17 protein-coding genes are annotated in these 20,521 nt (G+C 56.0%); 9 read left to right on the top strand and 8 right to left on the bottom strand.

Annotation, left to right across the window (positions count from 1 at the left end; genetic code table 11):
- Positions 1 to 150 precede the first annotated feature (150 nt).
- From BMW84_RS00630 to BMW84_RS00660, 7 genes are all read left to right on the top strand, one after another.
- The gene (locus tag BMW84_RS00630; protein WP_368086694.1) at positions 151 to 1,995 is read left to right on the top strand and encodes a cache domain-containing sensor histidine kinase; all 1,845 of its coding nucleotides are present in this window, start codon (positions 151 to 153) and stop codon (positions 1,993 to 1,995) included.
- 7 nt (positions 1,996 to 2,002) lie between these two features.
- A complete protein-coding gene (locus BMW84_RS00635) occupies positions 2,003 to 3,646 on the top strand; it encodes a response regulator (RefSeq protein WP_091063284.1) in 1,644 nt (547 codons plus the stop codon).
- Between the two features lie 120 nt (positions 3,647 to 3,766).
- Positions 3,767 to 5,098: an ABC transporter substrate-binding protein gene (locus BMW84_RS00640; protein WP_091063286.1), complete on the top strand. Its 1,332-nt coding sequence runs from the start codon at positions 3,767 to 3,769 to the stop codon at positions 5,096 to 5,098.
- A gap of 124 nt (positions 5,099 to 5,222) precedes the next feature.
- A complete protein-coding gene (locus BMW84_RS00645; RefSeq protein WP_091063289.1) occupies positions 5,223 to 7,322 on the top strand; it encodes a glycoside hydrolase family 36 protein in 2,100 nt (699 codons plus the stop codon).
- A gap of 293 nt (positions 7,323 to 7,615) precedes the next feature.
- Positions 7,616 to 7,870, top strand: coding sequence for an AbrB/MazE/SpoVT family DNA-binding domain-containing protein (locus BMW84_RS00650; protein ID WP_091063292.1), 255 nt, complete (start codon positions 7,616 to 7,618; stop codon positions 7,868 to 7,870).
- Positions 7,871 to 8,100: 230 nt separating this feature from the next.
- Complete coding sequence (locus tag BMW84_RS00655; RefSeq protein WP_091067865.1) at positions 8,101 to 8,781, top strand: HAD family hydrolase; 681 nt, start codon at positions 8,101 to 8,103, stop codon at positions 8,779 to 8,781.
- 287 nt (positions 8,782 to 9,068) lie between these two features.
- Complete coding sequence (locus BMW84_RS00660) at positions 9,069 to 10,946, top strand: LTA synthase family protein (RefSeq protein WP_091063294.1); 1,878 nt, start codon at positions 9,069 to 9,071, stop codon at positions 10,944 to 10,946.
- Between the two features lie 662 nt (positions 10,947 to 11,608).
- On the opposite strand, the gene BMW84_RS00665 is transcribed toward BMW84_RS00660, so the two are convergent.
- From BMW84_RS00665 to BMW84_RS00690, 6 genes are read right to left on the bottom strand one after another with little or no spacing between them, the layout of a single operon-like run.
- The gene (locus BMW84_RS00665; protein ID WP_091063297.1) at positions 11,609 to 12,751 is read right to left on the bottom strand and encodes a YheC/YheD family endospore coat-associated protein; all 1,143 of its coding nucleotides are present in this window, start codon (positions 12,749 to 12,751) and stop codon (positions 11,609 to 11,611) included.
- Entirely contained in the window at positions 12,733 to 13,251 is a 519-nt protein-coding gene (locus BMW84_RS00670) for a GNAT family N-acetyltransferase (protein WP_091063298.1), read from the bottom strand. Before BMW84_RS00670 ends, BMW84_RS00665 begins: the two co-directional genes overlap by 19 nt.
- Complete coding sequence (locus BMW84_RS00675; protein WP_091063301.1) at positions 13,248 to 14,387, bottom strand: YheC/YheD family endospore coat-associated protein; 1,140 nt, start codon at positions 14,385 to 14,387, stop codon at positions 13,248 to 13,250. The genes BMW84_RS00670 and BMW84_RS00675 overlap by 4 nt, the downstream gene beginning before the upstream one ends.
- Positions 14,384 to 15,757, bottom strand: a complete 1,374-nt coding sequence (locus BMW84_RS00680) for a YheC/YheD family endospore coat-associated protein (RefSeq protein ID WP_091063304.1) — start codon at positions 15,755 to 15,757, stop codon at positions 14,384 to 14,386. The genes BMW84_RS00675 and BMW84_RS00680 overlap by 4 nt, the downstream gene beginning before the upstream one ends.
- Positions 15,758 to 16,888, bottom strand: coding sequence for a YheC/YheD family endospore coat-associated protein (locus BMW84_RS00685; protein ID WP_175498626.1), 1,131 nt, complete (start codon positions 16,886 to 16,888; stop codon positions 15,758 to 15,760).
- Between the two features lie 10 nt (positions 16,889 to 16,898).
- Positions 16,899 to 18,266, bottom strand: coding sequence for a YheC/YheD family endospore coat-associated protein (locus BMW84_RS00690; protein WP_091063309.1), 1,368 nt, complete (start codon positions 18,264 to 18,266; stop codon positions 16,899 to 16,901).
- A gap of 162 nt (positions 18,267 to 18,428) precedes the next feature.
- Here BMW84_RS00690 and BMW84_RS00695 point away from each other — a divergent pair, with 162 nt between their 5' ends.
- Positions 18,429 to 18,770 (top strand): YlbF family regulator, encoded by a 342-nt coding sequence (locus BMW84_RS00695; RefSeq protein WP_091063312.1) that lies wholly within the window; start codon positions 18,429 to 18,431, stop codon positions 18,768 to 18,770.
- Positions 18,771 to 18,871: 101 nt separating this feature from the next.
- Here BMW84_RS00695 and BMW84_RS00700 read toward each other — a convergent pair whose 3' ends face one another.
- Both BMW84_RS00700 and BMW84_RS00705 read right to left on the bottom strand, forming a co-directional pair.
- On the bottom strand, positions 18,872 to 19,390 hold the full coding sequence (locus BMW84_RS00700; RefSeq protein WP_091063314.1) for a GNAT family N-acetyltransferase: 519 nt from the start codon (positions 19,388 to 19,390) through the stop codon (positions 18,872 to 18,874).
- Positions 19,387 to 19,962 (bottom strand): LURP-one-related family protein, encoded by a 576-nt coding sequence (locus tag BMW84_RS00705; protein WP_091063317.1) that lies wholly within the window; start codon positions 19,960 to 19,962, stop codon positions 19,387 to 19,389. The genes BMW84_RS00700 and BMW84_RS00705 overlap by 4 nt, the downstream gene beginning before the upstream one ends.
- Positions 19,963 to 20,151: 189 nt before the next feature.
- On the opposite strand from BMW84_RS00705, the gene BMW84_RS00710 reads away from it, so the two are divergent.
- Positions 20,152 to 20,436: a hypothetical protein gene (locus tag BMW84_RS00710; RefSeq protein WP_091063319.1), complete on the top strand. Its 285-nt coding sequence runs from the start codon at positions 20,152 to 20,154 to the stop codon at positions 20,434 to 20,436.
- Positions 20,437 to 20,521: the final 85 nt, after the last annotated feature.

The raw sequence follows: 20,521 nt of genomic DNA on the forward strand, positions 1-20,521 counted from the left end.
GCTTGCCACACATAACCATTCCGGTTAGTCTATATTGTGTATTATAGGGCAGCCCGATATACTCATGAATGGATTTAAGAGTACAGTTAAGGGTAAAAAGGTGAACTGAACTTTTTCACCCCGCTAAGGCTGCCAAAGGAGCTGAAGAACGTGATCCGCAAGACGTGGTACAAGCTGCTTGAGCCCATGCTGGCACGGGTATCCCGCCGACTGGCCAATAAGCTGATCCTGTTATTTACGAGCATCGTCATACTGGTGGTGGCCTCGCTGACTTTTATTTCGTACGGTATGCTGAGGCAGGAATCGGTCAACAACAGCATTGCCAGTACAAGCAACAACCTGCTGCTCGTCGGGCGCAATCTCGAGAATTATTTGAACGGCATCGTGCAGCTCTCCCTCCCGCAGATCTCCTACGACGAGTTCAGCTACGCGCTGACCCATGAGTCCGAAGAGTACGCGTCGAAGATGTATGTGGAGAATTATTTGAAGAACCTGTATTTCTCCCGCAGCGACCTGGAGGCGGTGTATCTCTACATCATCAAAGAGCACAAGTATTATTATGTCACCAAAGAAAACTATAATATTACGGTCCGCGTCGTCCCGCATCCGCCGATCGACAATCTTCCATGGTACCAGAGCGCGCTGAACAGTCCGAAGAACAGCGCCTACCAGTCGTTTGTAACGCCGCAGACGGCGGAGGAGATCAAAAGCGATTATCCGATTGACAAGGAAAAAAGCGCCATGGGCTACCATCGCATGATCCGTTCCATCGCGTCGCGTGAGCCGCAAGCCATGCTGTCCCTGTATTTCAATTCGAGCGTCATGGATGAAATCATGAAGGACATTCCGTTTACCGATGGCGAGCATCTGATGTATCTCGGTCCGGATGATGTGCCTTTCGTGGTCGATAGTCCGGAATTTTATGCTGCAAGCGCGGCCGAAGGGCTTCCCGGACTGCTGGCAGATGGCCGCAGCGGACGTGTCACCTGGCAGGGGGCCGAAGAGAAGTATTTGGTCATTTATGATGTCAACGAAAATGAGGGCTGGAAGCTGGTTAAGCCGATTCCATACAAGCAGATATATGCGGCGGCAACCAGGGCGCGGATGCTCAGCTTTGGGATCGGGGTGCTTTTCCTGATCGCATCGGTCATTCTGGTCAGCTTCGTCGCCAACAAAATTACCAGCCCGCTCAAGCATCTGTCCCTCCAGATGAAGCGGTTCAGCGCCGGCGGCTTTGAGGCGGAGGCTGCGGTGACAGGCAATGATGAAATCGCCTACCTCTCCCGCCACTTCAACAAAATGGTGGAGCGCACCAACGAGCTGATCAACGAGCGGTACAAGATCAAGCTGGCGCAAAAGAACGCGACCCTCAAAGCGCTGGAGGCCGAGATCAATCCGCATTTTCTCTATAACGCCCTGCAGGCGATATCCACCAAAGCGCTGAAGAACAACAGCGACGATATCGTGGAAATGGTGGACAACCTGGCGCTCACCCTGCGCTATTGCATCAGCGGGCGGGATGTGGTGCAGGCGAAGGAAGAGCTGCGGCATATTGAACGGTATCTGGCTCTCCAAAAAGCGCGTTTCGGCGGCCGGATGCAGGTGCTTTACGATTGGGAAGAACGGCTGATGGAGCTCCGGATTCCGAAGCTGTCCATTCAGACGCTGGTGGAGAACTGCATCAAGCATGCGCTTGAAAAAGTATCCACCCCGGTTACGATTACGATCGAGGCGTACGAGACCTCTACGCATAACATCATCTCCGTCCTGGACGACGGACCGGGCATCCGCGGCGACAGGCTGGCTGAGGTTCGGGCTTCGCTGGCGGTGGAGTGGGACGATTCGGCGCCCGAAGACGCCGGAGGCGGGGAGAGCATCGGCCTGAAAAATTTGAATACGCGGCTGAAGCTGCTGTACGGGGAAGAAGCCGGATTGATCATACAAAGCGACGGCAGCGGGACATTGCTGGAAATGCGGCTGCCGCGGGAAGGTTAGGTACATCATGTATAAAGTACTGATTATTGACGACGAAGAACCGCTGCGCGAAGCGATCAACATTCTGGGAGATTGGGAAGCGCTCGGCGTGGATGAAGTGCTGGAGGCGACGAACGGACAAGCCGGCCTGGAGCTGATGCGGGAGAAGCCGGTCAACATCGCGCTGGTCGATATGAAAATGCCGGAGATGAACGGACTCGATCTGCTGCGGGCGGCGGAAAAAGAATTTCCAAATATATTGCTGATCGTCATCAGCGGTTACGACGATTTTGCCTATACCCGGCAGGCTATCCAGTCCAAGGCGATCGACTATTTGCTGAAGCCGGTAAACCGTACCGATCTGAATACCGCGCTGCGCAAAGCGATCAGCCTGCTTGAGACGAAGCGGGCGCGGGATAATGAATTTATCAACCGCAATATCGCTCTTAACCTGTCGCTTCCTAAACTCAAAGAGAAGCTTTACCTGTCCATCATCGACCGAAGTGTGAAAAATCCTTCCTCCGAGACGTTATCGCCGGTGATCGGCATGCATCTGGGGGCGTACCGGTATGCAGCCGGCGTCTTGCGGCTGCTGAATGCGGAGCAGGTGCTTAAAGACCGCTTCCGCGGCGATCGAGGGCTCATGCAGTTTGCGATCACCAATGTACTGAATGACAGCGGGGCCGGCGATTTCGAGGCGTTCAGCTTCGCGGACCCTAAGGCGGAACGCGAGGTAATTGCGATTTTGGCTGCCAAGGGGAGCCACCTCGAAGAAGCGGCGTTCCAGTCGCTTCATCATATCCGCAAATCGGTGTCCGTGCTGAAGGACTTGTTCGGCATCGTCTGCGTCAGCGGCATGGGCACCCCTTATGGTGAAGTGCTGGAGCTGGCCGAATCGTATGATGAAGCCAAAGCCGCGCTGAACGGGATTGATCTGCTGTCGCTCAAAGCTGGTACCGTCGCCGTGTTTGATCCCGGAGAGAGCAATGCGAAAGAAGGCGCTTCGGTGACCGGACGGATCCCGCAGATCCGCAGCAGCCTGGAGAGCGGTAACGTCAGCCATGCCCGGAGCATTCTGGCCGAGTTGACGCGCAAATGGCGCGATGGCGGCTATTTCGGCCTTGGTGAGGCCGAACGAACGATTCACGAGTTCATTATTCTGCTCGGGGATCTTGGCGCCGGCCCGGAAGCGCAGGCGGATCGGCAGCGCGGGGCGAGGGAGCGGCTGGCCAAAGCGGGAATCCGCCGGGATTTTACCGCCTTTGACGAATTTGAATTGCTGCTTGGCCGGATGTTGGATCTGTTCGCCGCGGAGATCGGGCGCTCATTGTCCGGGGACCGCAACACGGTGCTGGAGAACATTAAGGACTACATCGACAATCACTATTTTGAAGATATCAAGATTTCCATGTTTACGGATAAATATTTCCTTAGCCGAGAATACTTAATGAAGCTGTTCAAGGGGCAATTCGGATATGGCATTCACGAGTATGTCCAGAAGGTAAGAATGGATAAGGCCAAGGGACTGCTGTCGGATCCGGCGCTCAAAATCCAGGATATTTCCGAGATGCTGGGCTACAAGGACAAGAACTATTTCAGTAAGGCGTTTCGCAATTACTATGAGTGCTCGCCTTCGGAATTTCGACAGCAGCTGTCGGAGGAAGGGGAATAAAGCGGTTACACGAGCTACTTTTTTACCCTCAACCGTTCACTTATGTACATTTTTATCCTTTTCCTTTTTATTTAGAATAACACCATGAACATCACGCAATGAAGAAAAGGGGGCAACAACATAATGAAACGCTTTTTTGCTCTATCTGCCAGTCTTGTGCTTGCCGGCGGGCTGCTTGCCGGATGCGGCGGGAACAACAATAACAATGCCGCTGAGAACAATACGGCCGGAAACAACGGTGCGGCCGCCAACACGGCTACGGATTCGTCCAAGCCGGTAACGATCAACATGTTTACCGCTTCTCCGGAGTACACCGACGCTTTTAACGCCTACATCGCGGAATACAAAAAAGTAAAACCGAATGTAACGATCAACCTGGAAATTATGCAAGCCGACTACAACACCGTCCTGAAATCCAGAATCGCTGCAGGCAGCACGCCTGACGTATTCCAAACGACAGCTGGCGGGGATATCGATACATTTGCCGAATACAGCGCCGACCTGACCAACGAACCGCTCGCAGCGGCAATGACCGATGCAGTCCGCTCCAACATGAGCTCTTCGGACGGCAAGGTGCTGGGTCTTCCGGTAAAAGGCAACCTGTTCGTCCTGATGTATAACAAAAAGCTACTGACCGAAGCGGGCATTACCGAAGTTCCGAAAACGACTGCGCAAATGGATGATGCCATTGCCAAGCTGGAAGCCAAAGGCATCACGCCTTTCGCCAACGCCTATAAAGAATGGTGGGTATGGAAGCATATCTTCCAACATTTCGTAGACGCTGCCGCTGAGGATGCCGGCACGGACGCCAAGACGCTGGTTGCCGACTTTATCGCCGGTAAAACAACGTTTAAAGACCATCCGGTCCTGTACAATAACTTCTTCAACTTCATCGACACTACCGTAAAACATGGTACCGACAAACCGCTGGAACGCGACAGCAACGCCGAAGTCAGCGACTTTGCCCTCGGCAAAGCGGCATTCATGACCGGTAAAGGCGCATGGGACGAAGAAGCGATCAAGAAAATCACGCCTGATTTCGATCTTGGCATCGCAGGCTACCCTGTCAGCGACAAAGCGGAACAATCGCAAATCATTACCGGCGCCGACCAAGCGCTGCGCATCAATAAAGATTCCAAAGTCGTGAACGAAACTATCGAGTTCTTCAACTGGCTGTACACTTCCGACTACGGCAAGAGCTGGTTCTCCACAGTAGCGAAGGTTATTCCTCCAATCAAGGATGCCCCGCTGCCGGACCTGCAAATGCCTAAGGAAATGGCAGAAATTCTGAAGACTGAAAAATCCGGCGACCTGTCGGTGAACTACTCGCTTGACACCTTCCATCAAAAATTCGGCGAGCTGATGCAAGCCTATATCGGCGGAAGCAAAAACAAAGATCAAACGGTTAAAGAAATCGAGCAGGCTTGGATTCAATTCGGCTCGGCCCAATAACCTGAAGTTCGATTCCCTGGACGGCTCCAAGGTAAGCTCCTTACCGGCGGGCCGTCTTTTCTTATAGGCCCTTATGACCTTATACTAGATAACAAAATGGATTTCAGGAGGTTCGCAGATCGTGATGGAGAGCAGACTTATCCAGATTGAAGAGAACGGACTTTATCTTACGATTGAAATTACCGCGGAGCAGGATGTCCGGCTGCTGCATTTTGCCGCATGGCCGTTCGCGCCGGAATCGGTGCCGGCGGACCGCAAAGCCGGCTTCCGGCTGCTGGAGCTGCAGCTCAGCGGGGAGGACCGGGCAGAGTACCACGGACGGACGCACCGCGCCTCGTATCCCGGCTTGCGGATGCGCTATGTCGGGCATACCGAAGCACGCAACGCGCAAGGCCGCAAGCTTGAGCTGGCGCTCGCGGATTCGGTTACCGGCATCCTAGCGGTGCAGCATCTGCAGTTCTACAGCGGCGTGCAGATCGTCCGCGCCTGGACGGAGCTGAAGAACGACGGGCCGGAGGAGGTCGCGGTGGAGTACGTCTCCTCCTTTGCGTTGACCGGTGTCGACAAGGAAGGCGCGGGCGACCGCGGCGACAAGATCGAAGTCACGGTAGCCCACAGCGGCTGGCAAAGCGAGCTGCAGTGGAAGACTTACCGGCTCCCGGAGCTCGGGATGTCGCATCTGGCCGACCGCGGCTCCAAACGGATTGCCGCCAGCAATACCGGCTCTTGGTCGGCGGCGGAGCTGATGCCGGTGGCGTTGCTTCATAATAAGGAGAGCGGCGGCACCCTGTTCTGGCAGATTGAGCACAACGGCTCCTGGCATTGGGAACTGACCGACCAATACGACCAGCTGACGCTGCTCATCAGCGGTCCGACGGAGCATGACAACCATTGGTGGCTCAAACTGGCGCCAGGGGAAAGCTTCCGCTCCGTACCGGTCGCAGTCGGCTCCGCCGTTGGCGGGATGGAAAGCGCTGCCGCGCATTTGACCGCTTACCGCCGGATCATCCGCCGGCCGAACGAGGACAATGAGCTGCTGCGGGTGATTTTTAACGATTATATGAACTGCCTCTGGGGCAGCCCGACGACCGAAAAGCTGCTGCCGCTGATCGACGCCGCTGCCGAAGTCGGCTGCGAATACTTCTGCATCGATGCCGGCTGGTATGCGCCGGGCGAGTGGTGGGACGGCGTGGGCGAGTGGCTACCCTCGTCGGAACGGTTCCCGGAGGGCATCAAATACGTGCTCGACTACATCCGCGGCAAAGGATTGATTCCCGGCCTGTGGCTGGAAATTGAAGTTATGGGCATCAATTCGCCGAAGCTGGCTGACACGGACGACAGCTGGTTCTTCATGCGCCACGGCAAGCGGGTGAAAGACCGCAGCCGGTACCAGCTCGATTTCCGCAATCCGCAGGTGATCGCCCATGCCGACAGCGTTATTACACGGCTGGTCGAGGAATACGGCGTAGGGTACATCAAGATGGACTACAATATTAATGCCGGCATCGGCACCGAAACGGATGCCGACAGCTTCGGCGATGGGCTGCTGCAGCATAACCGCGCTTATCTGGCATGGCTCGACAGCATTTTTGCCCGCTATCCGCAGCTCGTGATCGAGAACTGCTCCAGCGGCGGCATGCGGATGGACTACGCGATGCTGAGCCGCCACAGCATCCAGTCGACAAGCGACCAGGAGGATTACGTCAGCTATGCCGCCATTGCCGCCGGCTCGCCGATGGCCTTGACGCCGGAGCAATCCGCCGTCTGGTCGTATCCGATGCGCGAAGGCGACGATGAAGAGGTCATCTTCAACATGGTGAACTGCCTCCTGCTGCGCGTCCACCAAAGCGGCCACCTGGCGGAGCTGAATCCGCACCGGCTGGCGCTGGTCAAGGAAGCGCTCGATTATTACAAATCGATCCGCGCCGATATTCCGCAGGCGGTTCCGTTCTGGCCGCTGGGCCTTCCGGACGGTGAAGGCGAATGGGTCAGCTTCGGCCTGAGCCGCGGCGACAAGCGTTATCTCGCGATCTGGCGGATCGCCGGCGACGCGGAGGCGGTACGTCTGCCGCTGCCGGAGCTGAAGGGCCGGGACGCCGATGCCGCCTGCGCGTATCCGCAGGCCCACGGTGCCAATTGGAGCTGGGACAAGGCGCAAGGCATCCTGACTGCGGCGCTTCCGGCAGGCCGGACCGCCCGTTTGTTCGAGCTTCGCGTGCATTGATAAAATTTAACAGCTGACCGATTGCCGTCTCAGCTGAACCGCCCCGCGGGCCGCCGGATTTTCCGGTATGGCACGCGGGGTTCTATTTTAGCTATGTTGAAAATTTTAACAATTATTTTGTCGAAAGATATCTAAATATTTGCGGTGTATTTGTCGATATATATCAAAAGATGTAGAATTAAAATTGACAGGAAAGATATAGCACCTTAAAATGTCAGTTATGGCGTAATCGTTACGACTCAGGATTGCAGCATCATTGACGATAACCAATGGATTTCAAGGAGGAAGCAAACATGAAAGCAACTGGAATTGTGAGAAAAGTGGATGAACTGGGACGGATCGTTATTCCGATCGAGCTTCGCAGAACGATGGGAATTGATATAAAGGACCCGCTGGAAATTTTCGTGGACGGAGAAAAAATCATTTTGCGCAAATACGAGCCGACCTGCATCTTCTCGGGAAGCTCCGAAAACCTGATCAACTTCAAGGGAAAAATGGTGAGCAAGGACATTCTCGACGAGCTGATCGCAAGCTTCGACCGGGTATAATTTTAATTTATTCATTTCATACCGATGACGGAAAGGGCCGCATTCCTGCTGAGTTTCAGTGGGGAAAACGGTCCTTTTTTCGTGCGTTCGGCAAGGAATAAACGGAAAATTTTACTAGTCCAAGGCAGCATTCCATAGACAATGGCGACCCAAATCCGATATTATAAGGCGAGATGAGTGAAGCGTAAGCGAAAGGAAGGAATGCCGGAATGCAGCATGAGGAGAAGAAAATGAGTCCGGTACTGAAAAAGCCGGAAGCGATGGTATTCGACATGGACGGCACGTTGTTTCAAACGGAAAGCCTGTTGCTGCCCGCCTATCACGGGATGTTCGACCGACTCCGCGAGGAAGGCTTGTTCAGCGGACCGACGCCGCCGGAGGAGCTGATTCTGGGCAGTCTCGGAATGCTGCTGGCGCAAATCTGGAAGAATGTCATGCCGGACGCGGATGAAGCCGTGCACCGCCGGGCGGATGAGCTGCTGCTTGAACTGGAGATTGAGGGCTTGAACAACGGGGGAACCCTCCTGTATCCGGGAGTTCCGGAGACGCTTGCCCGGCTGAAGGAACGGGGATTGCGGTTGTTTGTTGCGAGCAACGGACTGGAGGATTATATCCACACGATCGTAACCGTGCATGAGCTGAAGGGTCTGTTTGAGGGGCTGTACAGCGCCGGCGGCCAGGGAACGGCAACCAAGACGGAGCTGCTGAAGCTGCTTCTCGATCATCACGGAATCGACCGGGCATGGATGGTCGGAGACCGTTCCTCCGATGTGGAAGCGGGCAAGGGCAACGGGCAAACCGTGATCGGCTGCGCGTACGCCGGGTTCGGCAAAGAAGATGAACTGAAGGGCTCCGATGCCATCATTTCTTCGTTTGCAGAACTTCTTACCCTCTATGATGACGCGGAATAGCCATTACTTTCCGGCATCATGCGGATGTAGCAAATTTAGTTTACCGTGGAATTTTCCCGGAATCCGAGGCAATAAGTATAAGTTGATTAGCAATCTATTTTGTGCTTTAATGCATAAGTATAGATGAGGAACGTTTATGTTAAAGCGACTTTATATAGAACCGAGGCGAACAACATTGGCTACAGTAACATGACTGTTGTCCGGCAACGTTTTTGTTTTGTGCTGCGCGGAAATCCGGGGTCTGTTGTGCAACTTCTTATAGAAATGGTTAGGAGATAGATAAACCTATGAAAAAATATTTGGATTCAAGACCGATCTGGCTGTTTTCGTTTATTTTGCTGCTGAAAAGCGCCGTGGCCTATTTCGTCGTGTTCAAGGACGGCCCGAATTGGGGCATGCTCCTGACGGAAATTCCGTTCTTCATGATCGTGTTCTGCCTGATTGAATGGTTCGCGACCAAACGGAAAATTCTGTACTACATGATAGCCAACCTGCTGATGACGCTGATCTACTTCTCGGTACTCATGTACTATAAATATTATGGCGTCATTGCAACCTATCATGCGCTGCAGCAGGCCGACAAGGTTACCAAAGTGGGAGAAAGCACTTATTCGCTGATCTCGCCGTATTATCTTTTCATTTTCATTGACATCGTATTCTTCCTGTTCTTTATGTTCCGTCCAAAATATATCGCCCGCATGAAGGAACGGGGCGCGTACCGGATGAACCGCACCGCGCTGATCGGCCTGACCTGCGTGTCGCTGGCGCTTTGCTTCTTTAACATTTGGCCGAACCACGCCAGCATGAACGAGATCAAGAAAGCTGAAAGCATGGGCATTCTGAATTACGAGCTCTACACAATCGTGGCCGACATGACGGAAAAAGAAGAGATCATCGACGCCAAGGAGATCAGCCAGCAGGCGGTGGATACCACAAAAGGCATCACTGAACCGGCAGCTCCGCAGTATTTCGGCGCCGACAAAGGCAAAAACCTGATTGTGGTACAAATGGAATCGTTCCAGAATTTCCTGATTGGCCTGACCATCGACGGCCAGGAAATCACGCCGAACCTGAACAAGCTCGCCAAAGAAAACACGTACTTCAAAAACTTCTATACCAACGCCGGTCAAGGCACAACCTCGGATGCCGAGTTTGCCGTGAATACATCGTTCTACGTGCCGCTTCATGAGCCGGCCACCTCGTCGGATTACATGAACAAGGCCGTACCGAGCTTGCCGAAGCTGCTTAAAGCGAACGGGTATGACAATGCGACCTTCCATACCAACGATGTGTCCTTCTGGAACCGTACTGCCTTGTATAAGGCCATCGGCTTTGAGAAATATTACGACGCGTCCTTCTACGGCGACGACGATCACATCGCCTTCGGTTCTTCCGATGAAGTGCTGTTCGCCAAAACGGTGCCGGAACTGGCGAAGATGGATCAGGGAAGCAACCCGTTCTATGCCATGGTCATTTCCATGAGCGCGCACCATCCGTTCCGCATTCCGGAAGATAAATACAAAATGAAACTGCCTGAACGGTACGAAGGCACGCTGCTGGGCGATTACATCCGCGCTCAGAACTATGCCGACTATGCGATGGGCCAGTTCCTCGACGAACTGAAGAGCAGCGGTCTCTGGGATGACAGCCTGATCGTCTTCTACGGCGACCATCAGGGCGTTCCGATGAACACCCTCGGCGACGATGAAAAAGAACTGCTGAAAGAGGTGCTGGGCCACGATTACGGCTACACCGACCTGTTCAACATTCCGTTTATCGTCCATTCCCCTGGCGCCATGCTGCCATCGGAAATGAGCATTACCGGCGGCCAGGTCGACATCCTGCCGACCGTGGCGAACTTGCTGGGCGTATCTTCGGCAAGCCAGCTCCATTTTGGCGAAGATCTGTTCAACCAGACCTACAACCTGCTGCCGATCCGGCACTTCCTGCCGAAAGGCTCGTTCATCAACAACACAACGCTGTACGAGACCGGCAATGGATATGAGGACGGCACCAATTTCAATACGGAAGACAACGCCGTAACGACCGGCGGCTCGACCGAAAGCGAGTTCCTTGCGACCCAGCGTCTGCTCGACATGTCGAACAGCTACCTGCTGCAGCTTCCGGATATGCCGAAGGAAGAAGGAAGCAGCACCAACGAATAAACATGTATAGGAACGCCCGCCACCTGATGAGGTTGCGGGCGTTTTTTTGCGTATGGATGGAAGGTGACGGGGGGAGGAGAACGGATAGAGGCAGAAATGATGTTTGGCTGAAACCAAAGGCTTGTGCATAGGCGGCAAGTTTTCACGTGCCTGGAATGAGGCTGCATAAGGTGCTGTGACGGGGATTATGGTTTAAAGGGCTGCCGTGATCGCCCTTGCTTACTCCTAACAAGTTTCTGAACAAGCTTCTGAACAAGCTTCTGAACAAGCCAAAATCCTTCGCATTAGCTCCTAACGGACACCAGAGCCGTTATTTGGCGAAATAAGCGGTATTGCTAAGTGTAACGGACATCAGAGCCGTTATTCATCGCCAATGGCTGGAATTTGGCTTAAAATTCGGAAATAACGGCGCTCAGGTCCGTTAGAGTGGGAAATAATTTGTTACTCAGCAAATAGCGGCGCTCAGGTCCGTTACACTCGCTGTCACCACCACCTATCAATACAACCAGTCAGTCCAACGCAACATGTGCGTCACAGCCCATGGAGCTTAACCAGAGGTGAACCTCTCTCCACTATGAAAAAGAACCACTGATCCGCCAATGGCGATCTATGGTTCTTTTTTGTGCGCTGGTAACGCTATGGATTTTGCGAAAGGCAAAGGTTCATTCCTCGCCAGCCTTCTGGGTTTGGGGAACAGCGGCTGCTGCCCCTTTGTTCTTATAGACCCACAGCGCGTATTCCAGCGGCCGGACAAGCGCTTTGTGGTAAGTGTCGCTGTCGCCGGACTGGGCGAATACCTCGCGAGCCGGCTTCGGGTTGACTTCAAGGATGTAGATTTTGCCGCTGCTGTCGATGGCCAGATCCAGCGCCAGCTCGCATAACGCGCCGTAGCTGCTCTCCAGATAGCGGGCGGCATCGATGCCGAGCTTGTCGGCGGTTTCGATCGTCTTGTGCGCCTTCTCCTCGCTGCCAAGCCATTCCCGCAGCAGCTTCTCCGCACGGATGGCATGCCCGCCGCCATGCAGGTTCGAGGTCACGCTGCGTGCGGCCCCGACCCGGCCGGCGATGCCGGTCATCTCCCAGTTGCCTTGGCCGTTCTTCTGCACGAGCATGCGGTAGTCATGCACCCGGCCGCTGGGCAGGCGCAGGGGGATGCCCTGCTGCACGATGAAGTTGCCGCCGATGCACCATTGGCGGACGATGGATTCCAGGCTGGTGAGCGAGACCTTCCGGGGAGGAATGATCTGACGGCTTTGCCGGCGGCCCTGCACGTCGTAGATGCCTCTCACGCCGCCCAAACGCTCGACGCGCAGAATCCCCCGTCCGCCGGTCCCGCTGGCGGGTTTGATATAGACGATGGGACTGAGCTTCAGCATTTTGTGCAAATCTTGGGAAGAGCGGTACAGCAGGGTCTCCGGAAGATGCTGCCGGAAGCGCCCTTTTTGCGAGAAGGTCTGGTGCACCGTCCATTTGTTCCGCAGCGGCCGGTTCAGGAAGAGCAGATGGCTGTATTTCGACCGGAAGCGCAGGAGCTGCTGGAAGCGTGGGCTGCGCTGGATGCGGCAGCGGTCGTAGATCATATCCGGAAAACGGCGCCATTTGCGCGTCCACTTGCCGGAACGCGGATCATACATCAGGGCATGGATCATTTGCTTGCCGGTATGGACATCCATCGGCGTAAACACGAACACGTCCAGGCCGAGACGCCGGCCTTCGGTGATCATCCGCCGGTAGACGGGTTTTTCTTCAAGCTGTTTGGCGTCGTTCATGTATAAGGTAAGAATGCCTAATACGGGTTCTGACACAAGGGTTCACCTTCCCGCGGATTGGTTTCGTTGCTGATGACGGCTTCAGGCTTCCGAAGAAGGAGAGTGGGCTTGCCGGTCGGCCCGCGAAGCAGATCGACGGCGGCAAGACCGGCGTTGAAGCACATTTTGAGGCTGGCAGCGTTATCGGCGGCGACAAGGCATTCCAGCCGGCCGAGCCGCCGCAGCTGTGCGGCGAGCAGCGCGGTGCCCGTACCCCGCCCCCGGTAGAGCGGATGGACAGCAACGATGCAGGCGTCCCGGCCGTAGCCGGCGACGAAGCAGAAGCCGGCGAGCTGGCGGCCGGCCTGCCCGCGCACCGTTGCGATCATCAGAGAGGTGCCGGGAACGGCCAGCATCTCCGGCGTCAGACGGGCGAGCTGACGGTAGGCGGAAACGGTAATCCGCCGTTCCCCGTGCTCGCGCACAAACTGCTGCAGCCCGGCCAGCCAGCTTTGCCACTTCCCGGCCGTCGTATCAAAGATCGAAGAGATCATCATGGCGTCTGCTTCCTTTGCAAGGGATCTTTGGTCTGGCGGGACAGATGCTGGCTGTAATGGAAAATCCGTTCCAGCGACAGCTTTCGAATCGCCGGCTCGTCGAATTTCATGGGCCGGGAATTTGCCTCGAAGAACCACAGGTGGCCTGCTTCATCGACACCAAGGTCCATCGACATTTCGCCCAAGGTCAGCTGCGAGCCGCGTTCGATTTGCCGGGCAAGGAGCAGCGCGTTCGTCGACACCTCCTGCAGGATGGCTGCGGTGCGGTCTGCGCCGAAGGTCGGCTCCAGCATGGCTACCGGCTCCTCGACGCTGCCGCCGCGCGGAACATGCGTCGTGATGCTGCGGGCGCCGGCCAGCCTTGCGCCGATCCCGGTGACCGTCCAGTTGCCTTTGCCGTTCTTCTGCAGCAGCGCCCGCAGGTCAAACGGGCGCCCGTGGTAATGGACCAGCTGGATCGCTTGCTGCACAATGTAGCGCGAGGTCCCTTTTTCCCGTTTGACCCGGTTCCAGAGGAGATCCAGCGAGGCCGTTTTATAGGTCGCGTTTTTTTTGCCGGTCTGAATCTGCAGGCGAAACGGCAGAGGAGCGGCTTCATTGTATTGGATCCGCATAATCCCTTTGCCCGCTTTGCCGCTTTCGGGCTTCAAATACAGTCCGTCATGCTTTGCCAGCATGGCCGCCAGTGTACGGGGGCCGCGGAGTCTCCGGGTTTTTGGCACATGCCGCGAAGTCGCCTTAGACTCCTTCAGCCATTCGAACAGGTTCCATTTGTTGAAAAACTCCGGGTTGTACAGCTGGATTTCGGGGTGGCTCAGGCATTCGGCGATCTTCCGGGCGACGGGCACCTTCTCCTCATCCTTGCGGTTTGGAATCCGGTTGTAGATGACCTGCGGGAGCGGGACGGGAATGCTGTACCACAGCTTCCCGCTCGCAGAAGGGACATACCCGTTGACCATTTTATCCTCGAGCTTCAGATCGCGGACAGTCACCACGTAGACCAGATACCCCATTTCCTTGCCGGTACGGATAATGTCGCGAAAATTGTTGCGGTTGCCCCGGAACAGCTTCACCCGGTCGCTGGTCGTAAGGATGGCGACTACGGGTTTGGAAGAATCGGAGACGCGCGTACTCATAGCTCTTCCCTCCTGCGGAATTTGCTGAGGTACAGGCAATGTTCCAGAATATGCTCAACGGAAGCTTTGCCCTCAGCGCGCAAGGAAGGATGGCGGAAGATCGACCGTCCGGGTTTGGCGTTGGCTTCGAACATCCAGACGTCTTCATCCTGGTCGATGCCTAAGTCGAAGCCAATTTCGCCGAGCAGATGGCGGTGCTGGACTTCCAGCGCTTCCGCCAGCCGGATGGCGGTCAGCTTGGCGTTCTGCAGCACATCCTCGGCCCGCGGGCCGAATACCCGGCCCAGCGCCTGCTGCGGCGTCAGCAGCGCGCCGCCGTTTTTGAGGTGGGTCGTTACGCTGCCGCGCCCGGCTTTTTTGGCGCCGATGCCGACGACGACCCACTGGTTGGAGCCGTTTTTATGCATGTGGAACCGGAAATCGATCGGGCAGCCGTCGATCTCGATCAGGCGGATGCCTTGCTGCACGATGTAATTTTGCAGCCCGGCCCCGTGACGGGCGCGAAGCATCCGCATCAGGCTTTCAAAGCTGGTGAACCGCAGCAGCACGTTTTTTCCGCTTTTGCGGTAGCGGGCAAAGTAGCCTTTTTTCGGTAGGTAAGTCAGGCGGTAAATGCCGAGGCCGAGGCTGCCGGCGGACGGTTTATAATAGACGAAATGATGACGCTCCAGCATGTCGCGCATTTTCTCGGGGGTGGGATTGCTGTGCGTTTCGGGCACGAAGCGGTAAGCGGCGCTGTCGTTCTCCAGCAGGCGGTAAATATCCGATTTATTGAAAAAGCTCCAGTTGAAATACGGAATCTTCTTCTTCATAAAACGTTCGCGCAGCTGGCTGATATAAGGCGACGTCTCCGCCCGGCGGCTCGGAAGGCGGTTGTAGACGACATCCGGCAGGGGAACGGTTTTACGCTCGAACCTGCCGCTGGCGTTCAGAAAATAGCCGTTAATCTGCTCCAGTCCCCAATCGATGTCGCGCGGCGTGAAAGCGAAGATATAGCAGCGGTTGCTGCCTTCGCGCAGCAGCTGTTTGATGAAACCCGTACGCGACCCGAAGGGATTGGTCGAAGAGACGGGGCCATCGGACAGTATGCCGACCAGCGGTCCAAGCTGGACTTCATCATTTTGCAGATTGCGCAGATAGACGCCGCCTGCCTTTGGAATTTTAATCGCGCTTTTGACGCCGGAAGCGAGGAAAAGATGTTTGCCCGCCCGCTTGATTGGCTTAATCGTCGCCGGGATGGCATCCTTTCCGAGCCGCAGCCGGATGTTTTTTTTACCGGTCAGCTTCAGGCTTTTCATCAGCTCGCCTGAGACATATACGATTCTTTGGGGCTGCTTGGTGAAGTGCACGTTGCAAAAAGTGAGACCCATTTATGAATCCTCCTTAGAAACCATTGTGATCTTGCTCCCGGTTTTTCCGGACTGTTGCAGCAGATACCGCGCATAGCGCAGCGGATTATGGACGGCAAGGCGGGATGCTTCTCGGTCTCCGGTCAGCCGGAAGGCGCTGCGTCCCGGCTTGGAGTTGGCTTCCAGCAGGCAGATGCTGCCGGATCGGTCGATGCCGAAGTCGAGGCCCAGCTCGCCGAGACGGCCGCAAGCCGCTTCGAGCAGCGGCGGCAGCATCAGGGCATCCGCCGCAATGCTCGAGAGCAGTTCCGGCCCCCGCCCGCCGAATTCGCGGAGCAGAAAGGGGAGCGGGGACACCGCCGTCCCTCCGCCGTGCAGATTCGAGGTGATCGATCCGCTGCTGCCCAGGCGAACGGCCATGCCGGTCAGCGACCAGACCCCGCGTCCGTTTTTTTGCACAAGGGCACGGATATCGTAGGGCTGGCCGTCGCGACCGGTCAGATGCAGATAAGGCTGTATAATATAGCGGCGTGTGCCGGCGAAGGCATGCACCCATCTCAGGGCGTCCTCTGCCCGGTCGAACCGCTGCTCAAAAGAGTGATTGGTTCCGGTGCGTCCCCGGACCCGCATGCCGCTGCCGCCGGCGGAGGCGATATGCAGGGTTCCCCGTCCCTGGGAGCCGTCCGCCGGCTTCAGGAAGACGCCGTCCCCGCGGCCGGCTAGCATCGCCTTCAGGGAGGCAGGCCCGCTGTACCGCCGGGTAGGTGGCAGCAGCCGGGCAGCCTCCGGCTCGCGGCTCAGCAGCCGGTAGACGCCCCATTTATCGGGCAAGCCACGCGACCAGGGCAGGGCGCCGGAGAGAGCGGCCAGCGCCGCGGTTTTGCCGGAACCCGGGCCGCTGCGCAGGCACCGGTTGAGCAGAACGTCCGGCGCCGGGGCGAGGACGGTCTCCCACCGGCCTTCCTGCCAGGCGTAGCCTGCGACCATCCGGCCGTCTGGCTGCACCCCATCCGGAGGAAAGACGATGACCTTTAAACCGTAATGCGGCGCGGCCGCGCATAACTCCCGGCAAAATTCCGGCTCGGCGACAGGGGGCTGGGCGCTCCGGCGGTCCGTCAGCACGCCGAGCCAGCCGGATAAAGACTCTGCCATCATGCGCCTCCTATAGGCCGGCCAGGTAACGGCAATACAGAATCATCTGTTTGACCGACGGCCTGATTTTCTGATCGTTCAGCGGCGTGTTATCATTTTTGGACGGCTTGGAGTTGACCTCAAGCAGCCAGATGCGGCCGGACTGGTCGAGCGCCAGGTCGATTCCCAGCTCGCCGAAGTGGGCGGGAATATGCGTCTCGATCCCTCTGGCGATGGCCAGCGCCGCTTTAGGGAGCTGTACCTGCGCGCTCTCCCGTACGCCTGCCGGCAATGAACCTTTGGTCAGCGCCTCGCGGACGGTACTGAGGCTACCGCCCCGGGCCAGGTTCGACACGAAATGGTTGCTTCCCGCGGTGCGGGCGACAATCGAGGTGACACCCCATTTGCCGGTGCCGTTCTTTTGCACCAGTGCCCGGAAGTCGACCGGCCGGCGGCTGACCTCCATCAGCTGAAGTCCTTGCTGGATCTGGAAACGCGTCGTTTTCATTTTCGGCGCGATGGATTGGAACAGCTTCGCCAGACTCGGGTAGCTCTGCTTCCGCGTGCCCATCGCCGTCGTCGAATATAGGCGGTAACCGCCGCCTTCCTCCCTTGAGATCCGCAGGATGCCTTTGCCAAGGCTGCCGCGGACCGGCTTCAGGAAGACGCTCTGGTAGCTGCCGCACATCTTCTTGAGCTGGTTGAAGCCGCTGAAGGCATGCGACTCCGGCAGATACCGCTGGAGCGCGGGGTCCTGCGCCAATGCTTCGAACACCTCGGTTTTGTCGAGAAATTTTTCATTGAAGAAATGGGTCCCGTAACGGGATTTTACTTCCGCCAGGAAATGCTGTACGCTAGGTTTGTTCTCCGCCTTCCGCGACGTCAGCCGATTGTTGATGACATCCGCTACGGGAAGACTCAGCTTTCGCCAACCTTCGTCGTATACCCAGCCCTGGATGGCATTGCGCCCTTCCTGCAGCGCTTCCGGGGTAAAGAAATATACATAGGCGCCCTGCGCATGGCAGGCATGGGTCAGCTCGCGGCAAAACATGGTGATGGTTCCGAACAGCTTGTCGGTTTGGTCCGGATGATCTCTGCTGACGAGCACTCCGATGACCGGCCCGAGCCGAAGCGTACGGCTGCCGGAGCTGTAGGAGACATTCAGCGAGAGCCGTCCTCTCCAGCCCATCCGCCGTGCCAGATTCTCATTGATGCGCAGGCTGTCGGCTTTGGGGACCGATATGACGGCGACCTCCTGGCGGAAAGAGCCGAAGGCGAGCTGAATCGGACCATGCGCCGGTATTTTGAGTTTTTTCATCGATTTGTCGCCCAGCATTACAGCATTTTCCTGCAGGATGCCCGAGTGGACCGTTTGGACCGGGATCTTGAGTTGGGACATCGTGGTTCTCCTTCCGGTAGGCAGCATGATGCCGGCAATTTTAAGCTTAAGGGTTACGTATCATTCATCATATGGAGACATCTGACCCTTGGTGATTGACCCATTCTTGAAAAAGCCGTGCCGTGCGCATGGCAATGACAACATTTTAGGAGGCAAAACAATATGAACGTAATCGACAAAGCGCATGAACTCGCCCGAGCGATCAAAGAAAGCAGCGAAGTGGCGGACATCGCCGGCGCCATGCGGGTAATCGAAGCCGATCCCGAAAGCAAGGCCATGCTCGATAATTTCCGGAGCAAGCAGATTGAGCTGCAGCAGCAGATGATGAACGGCGAAATGCCGCCGCAGGAAGAAATGGAGAAGATGGAGAAGCTTTTCGAGGTGCTGAACCTGAATCTGGGCATCCGCCGGTTGTTCGAAGCGGAACGCCGGCTTAGCGTGGTTATCGAGGATGTCAACAAGATCATCACCGAAAGCCTGGCCCAAATGTACGGCGGCAACTAAAAACGGACCGGATGCGCTCTTGCGCATCGCGGCCCGTCATAGGGAAGATATGTATAAAGATGATTCTTTGCCCGAACCGGACGGGCGGGGGGTCATCTTTTTTAGGTTGAGGCGTTGTTAACCCACTCCATTAGGATCATATCCTCCGCGAGATTTTTCACCCTTTTAAAGCCACATTTCTCGTAACAGCGGATTGCCCTAGGGTTAGTACGCTTCACTTCCAGGGCAACTTTAGCGGCGTGCAGATGAGTATTCAGGTACTCGAGCATGGCTGAAACGAACGTTGTTCCGATGCCGTGCCCCCAAAGATCCGGCTCTCCCATAAACTGATCGATTCCAAAAATAGATTCGTCAGCGGGATATCCGAAATCATGGAGTTCGCCTTCTTGCAATCTGTAATACTGGATATAGGCAACCGGCGTAAGGTTATATTCAACAATGCACGGAACAACGTTATGGGAGCCGTCGATCCTTGGACCGTATTTCGCGGTGACCGCTTCTAAGCTCCAGGCGTTATCCCCATAGAACGCTAAAACCCTCGGATCGCTAAGCCAAGTTGCCATTAAGCCAAGGTCACCGTGATTCATAGGCCTGATCCGCAAGTTATCCTTGCAGATCATTCCTGCTTGCCTTCTACTGCACAGAGCAGAATGCCTGCAGCCAGCCCGAGGCGGCGATCCAGCTTGCCCCTGCGGTCCTCCGAGAAATCGGCGATAATTTTGGTCACAAACGGGTTGAAGTTTTGCCGGAACGCGGGGATGGCCTCGCCGTCCATTTCAATATTGTACTTCTGCGGAATCAAGGTGATGAAGCGCCGCAGCAGTGCCATGAACAGGCTGTTTTCCTTAATCAGGCCGATCTCCTTGCCGCCGGCGTCCATGATGATCCATTCGTCCTTGACCATCGATTTCAGGCCCCGCCGGCGCAGCGAGCCGACATGTTCCCCGGTCTCTGAATCCTGCACGTCATAGGTGGCGCTGAAATCGATCACGTTCCGGGCTTTGATACGCAGCAGTTCACGGGTCATGCTCTCGTCGGTATAAAGCGCGATATCTTCTTTGAGCTTAAACGCCTTCATCTGGGAATAAAACACCAGCTCTTCGGCATGGTTATAAATATGCAGTTTGGCCCCCATGATGGAGAATACTTTTTTGCGGATTGTGAATTCCGATTGCGCGAACGCTTGGTTCATTTTGGCATCCCCTCCTGTAATGCCCACATCATCTCATATCCTTGGCGAAGGCGCTACATGAAAAAGAGGTTGGGGTCCCTCGGCCCGAAACTTTTTCTCCGGCTTGTCTCATAAATGCGGCGGCAAATTCATAGAGTAGAAACAGAGAAGTAACTGATCACCTTTACAGGAAAGAAGGAGCTGTGTCCGATGAAAAAAAGAAGCAAACTGAAGCATGTCGCTTATATGCTCGTGGCGCTCGCCATGCTGCTGTATGCCCTTCCCCGATTGTCCTTTCAAAACGGTCCAAGCTGGGTGCTTGGCTTCGGCGTCGTCTGGTGCCTGTTCGCGTTTATGGTCATCGCGTCGCATATGCATTTCATTATCGGCGTGGATGCGGAAAAACAGCAGCGGCTCGACGCCGTGCGCAAGCAGAAACTCCAGTCCTGGCAGGGCCGTCTCTCGGAGGAAACGAAGCTGCCCGGCCGGATGTAACAGGGGAGCGGCAGCCCGTGCGCCAGCCGGTGTGGAAGCCTGAAAAAGCCCGTGAGCAGCGCTTGCGGGTTTTTTTGTGCGGAAT

The organism is Paenibacillus sp. NFR01, from assembly GCF_900111565.1.
GTDB lineage: Bacteria > Bacillota > Bacilli > Paenibacillales > Paenibacillaceae > Paenibacillus_AQ.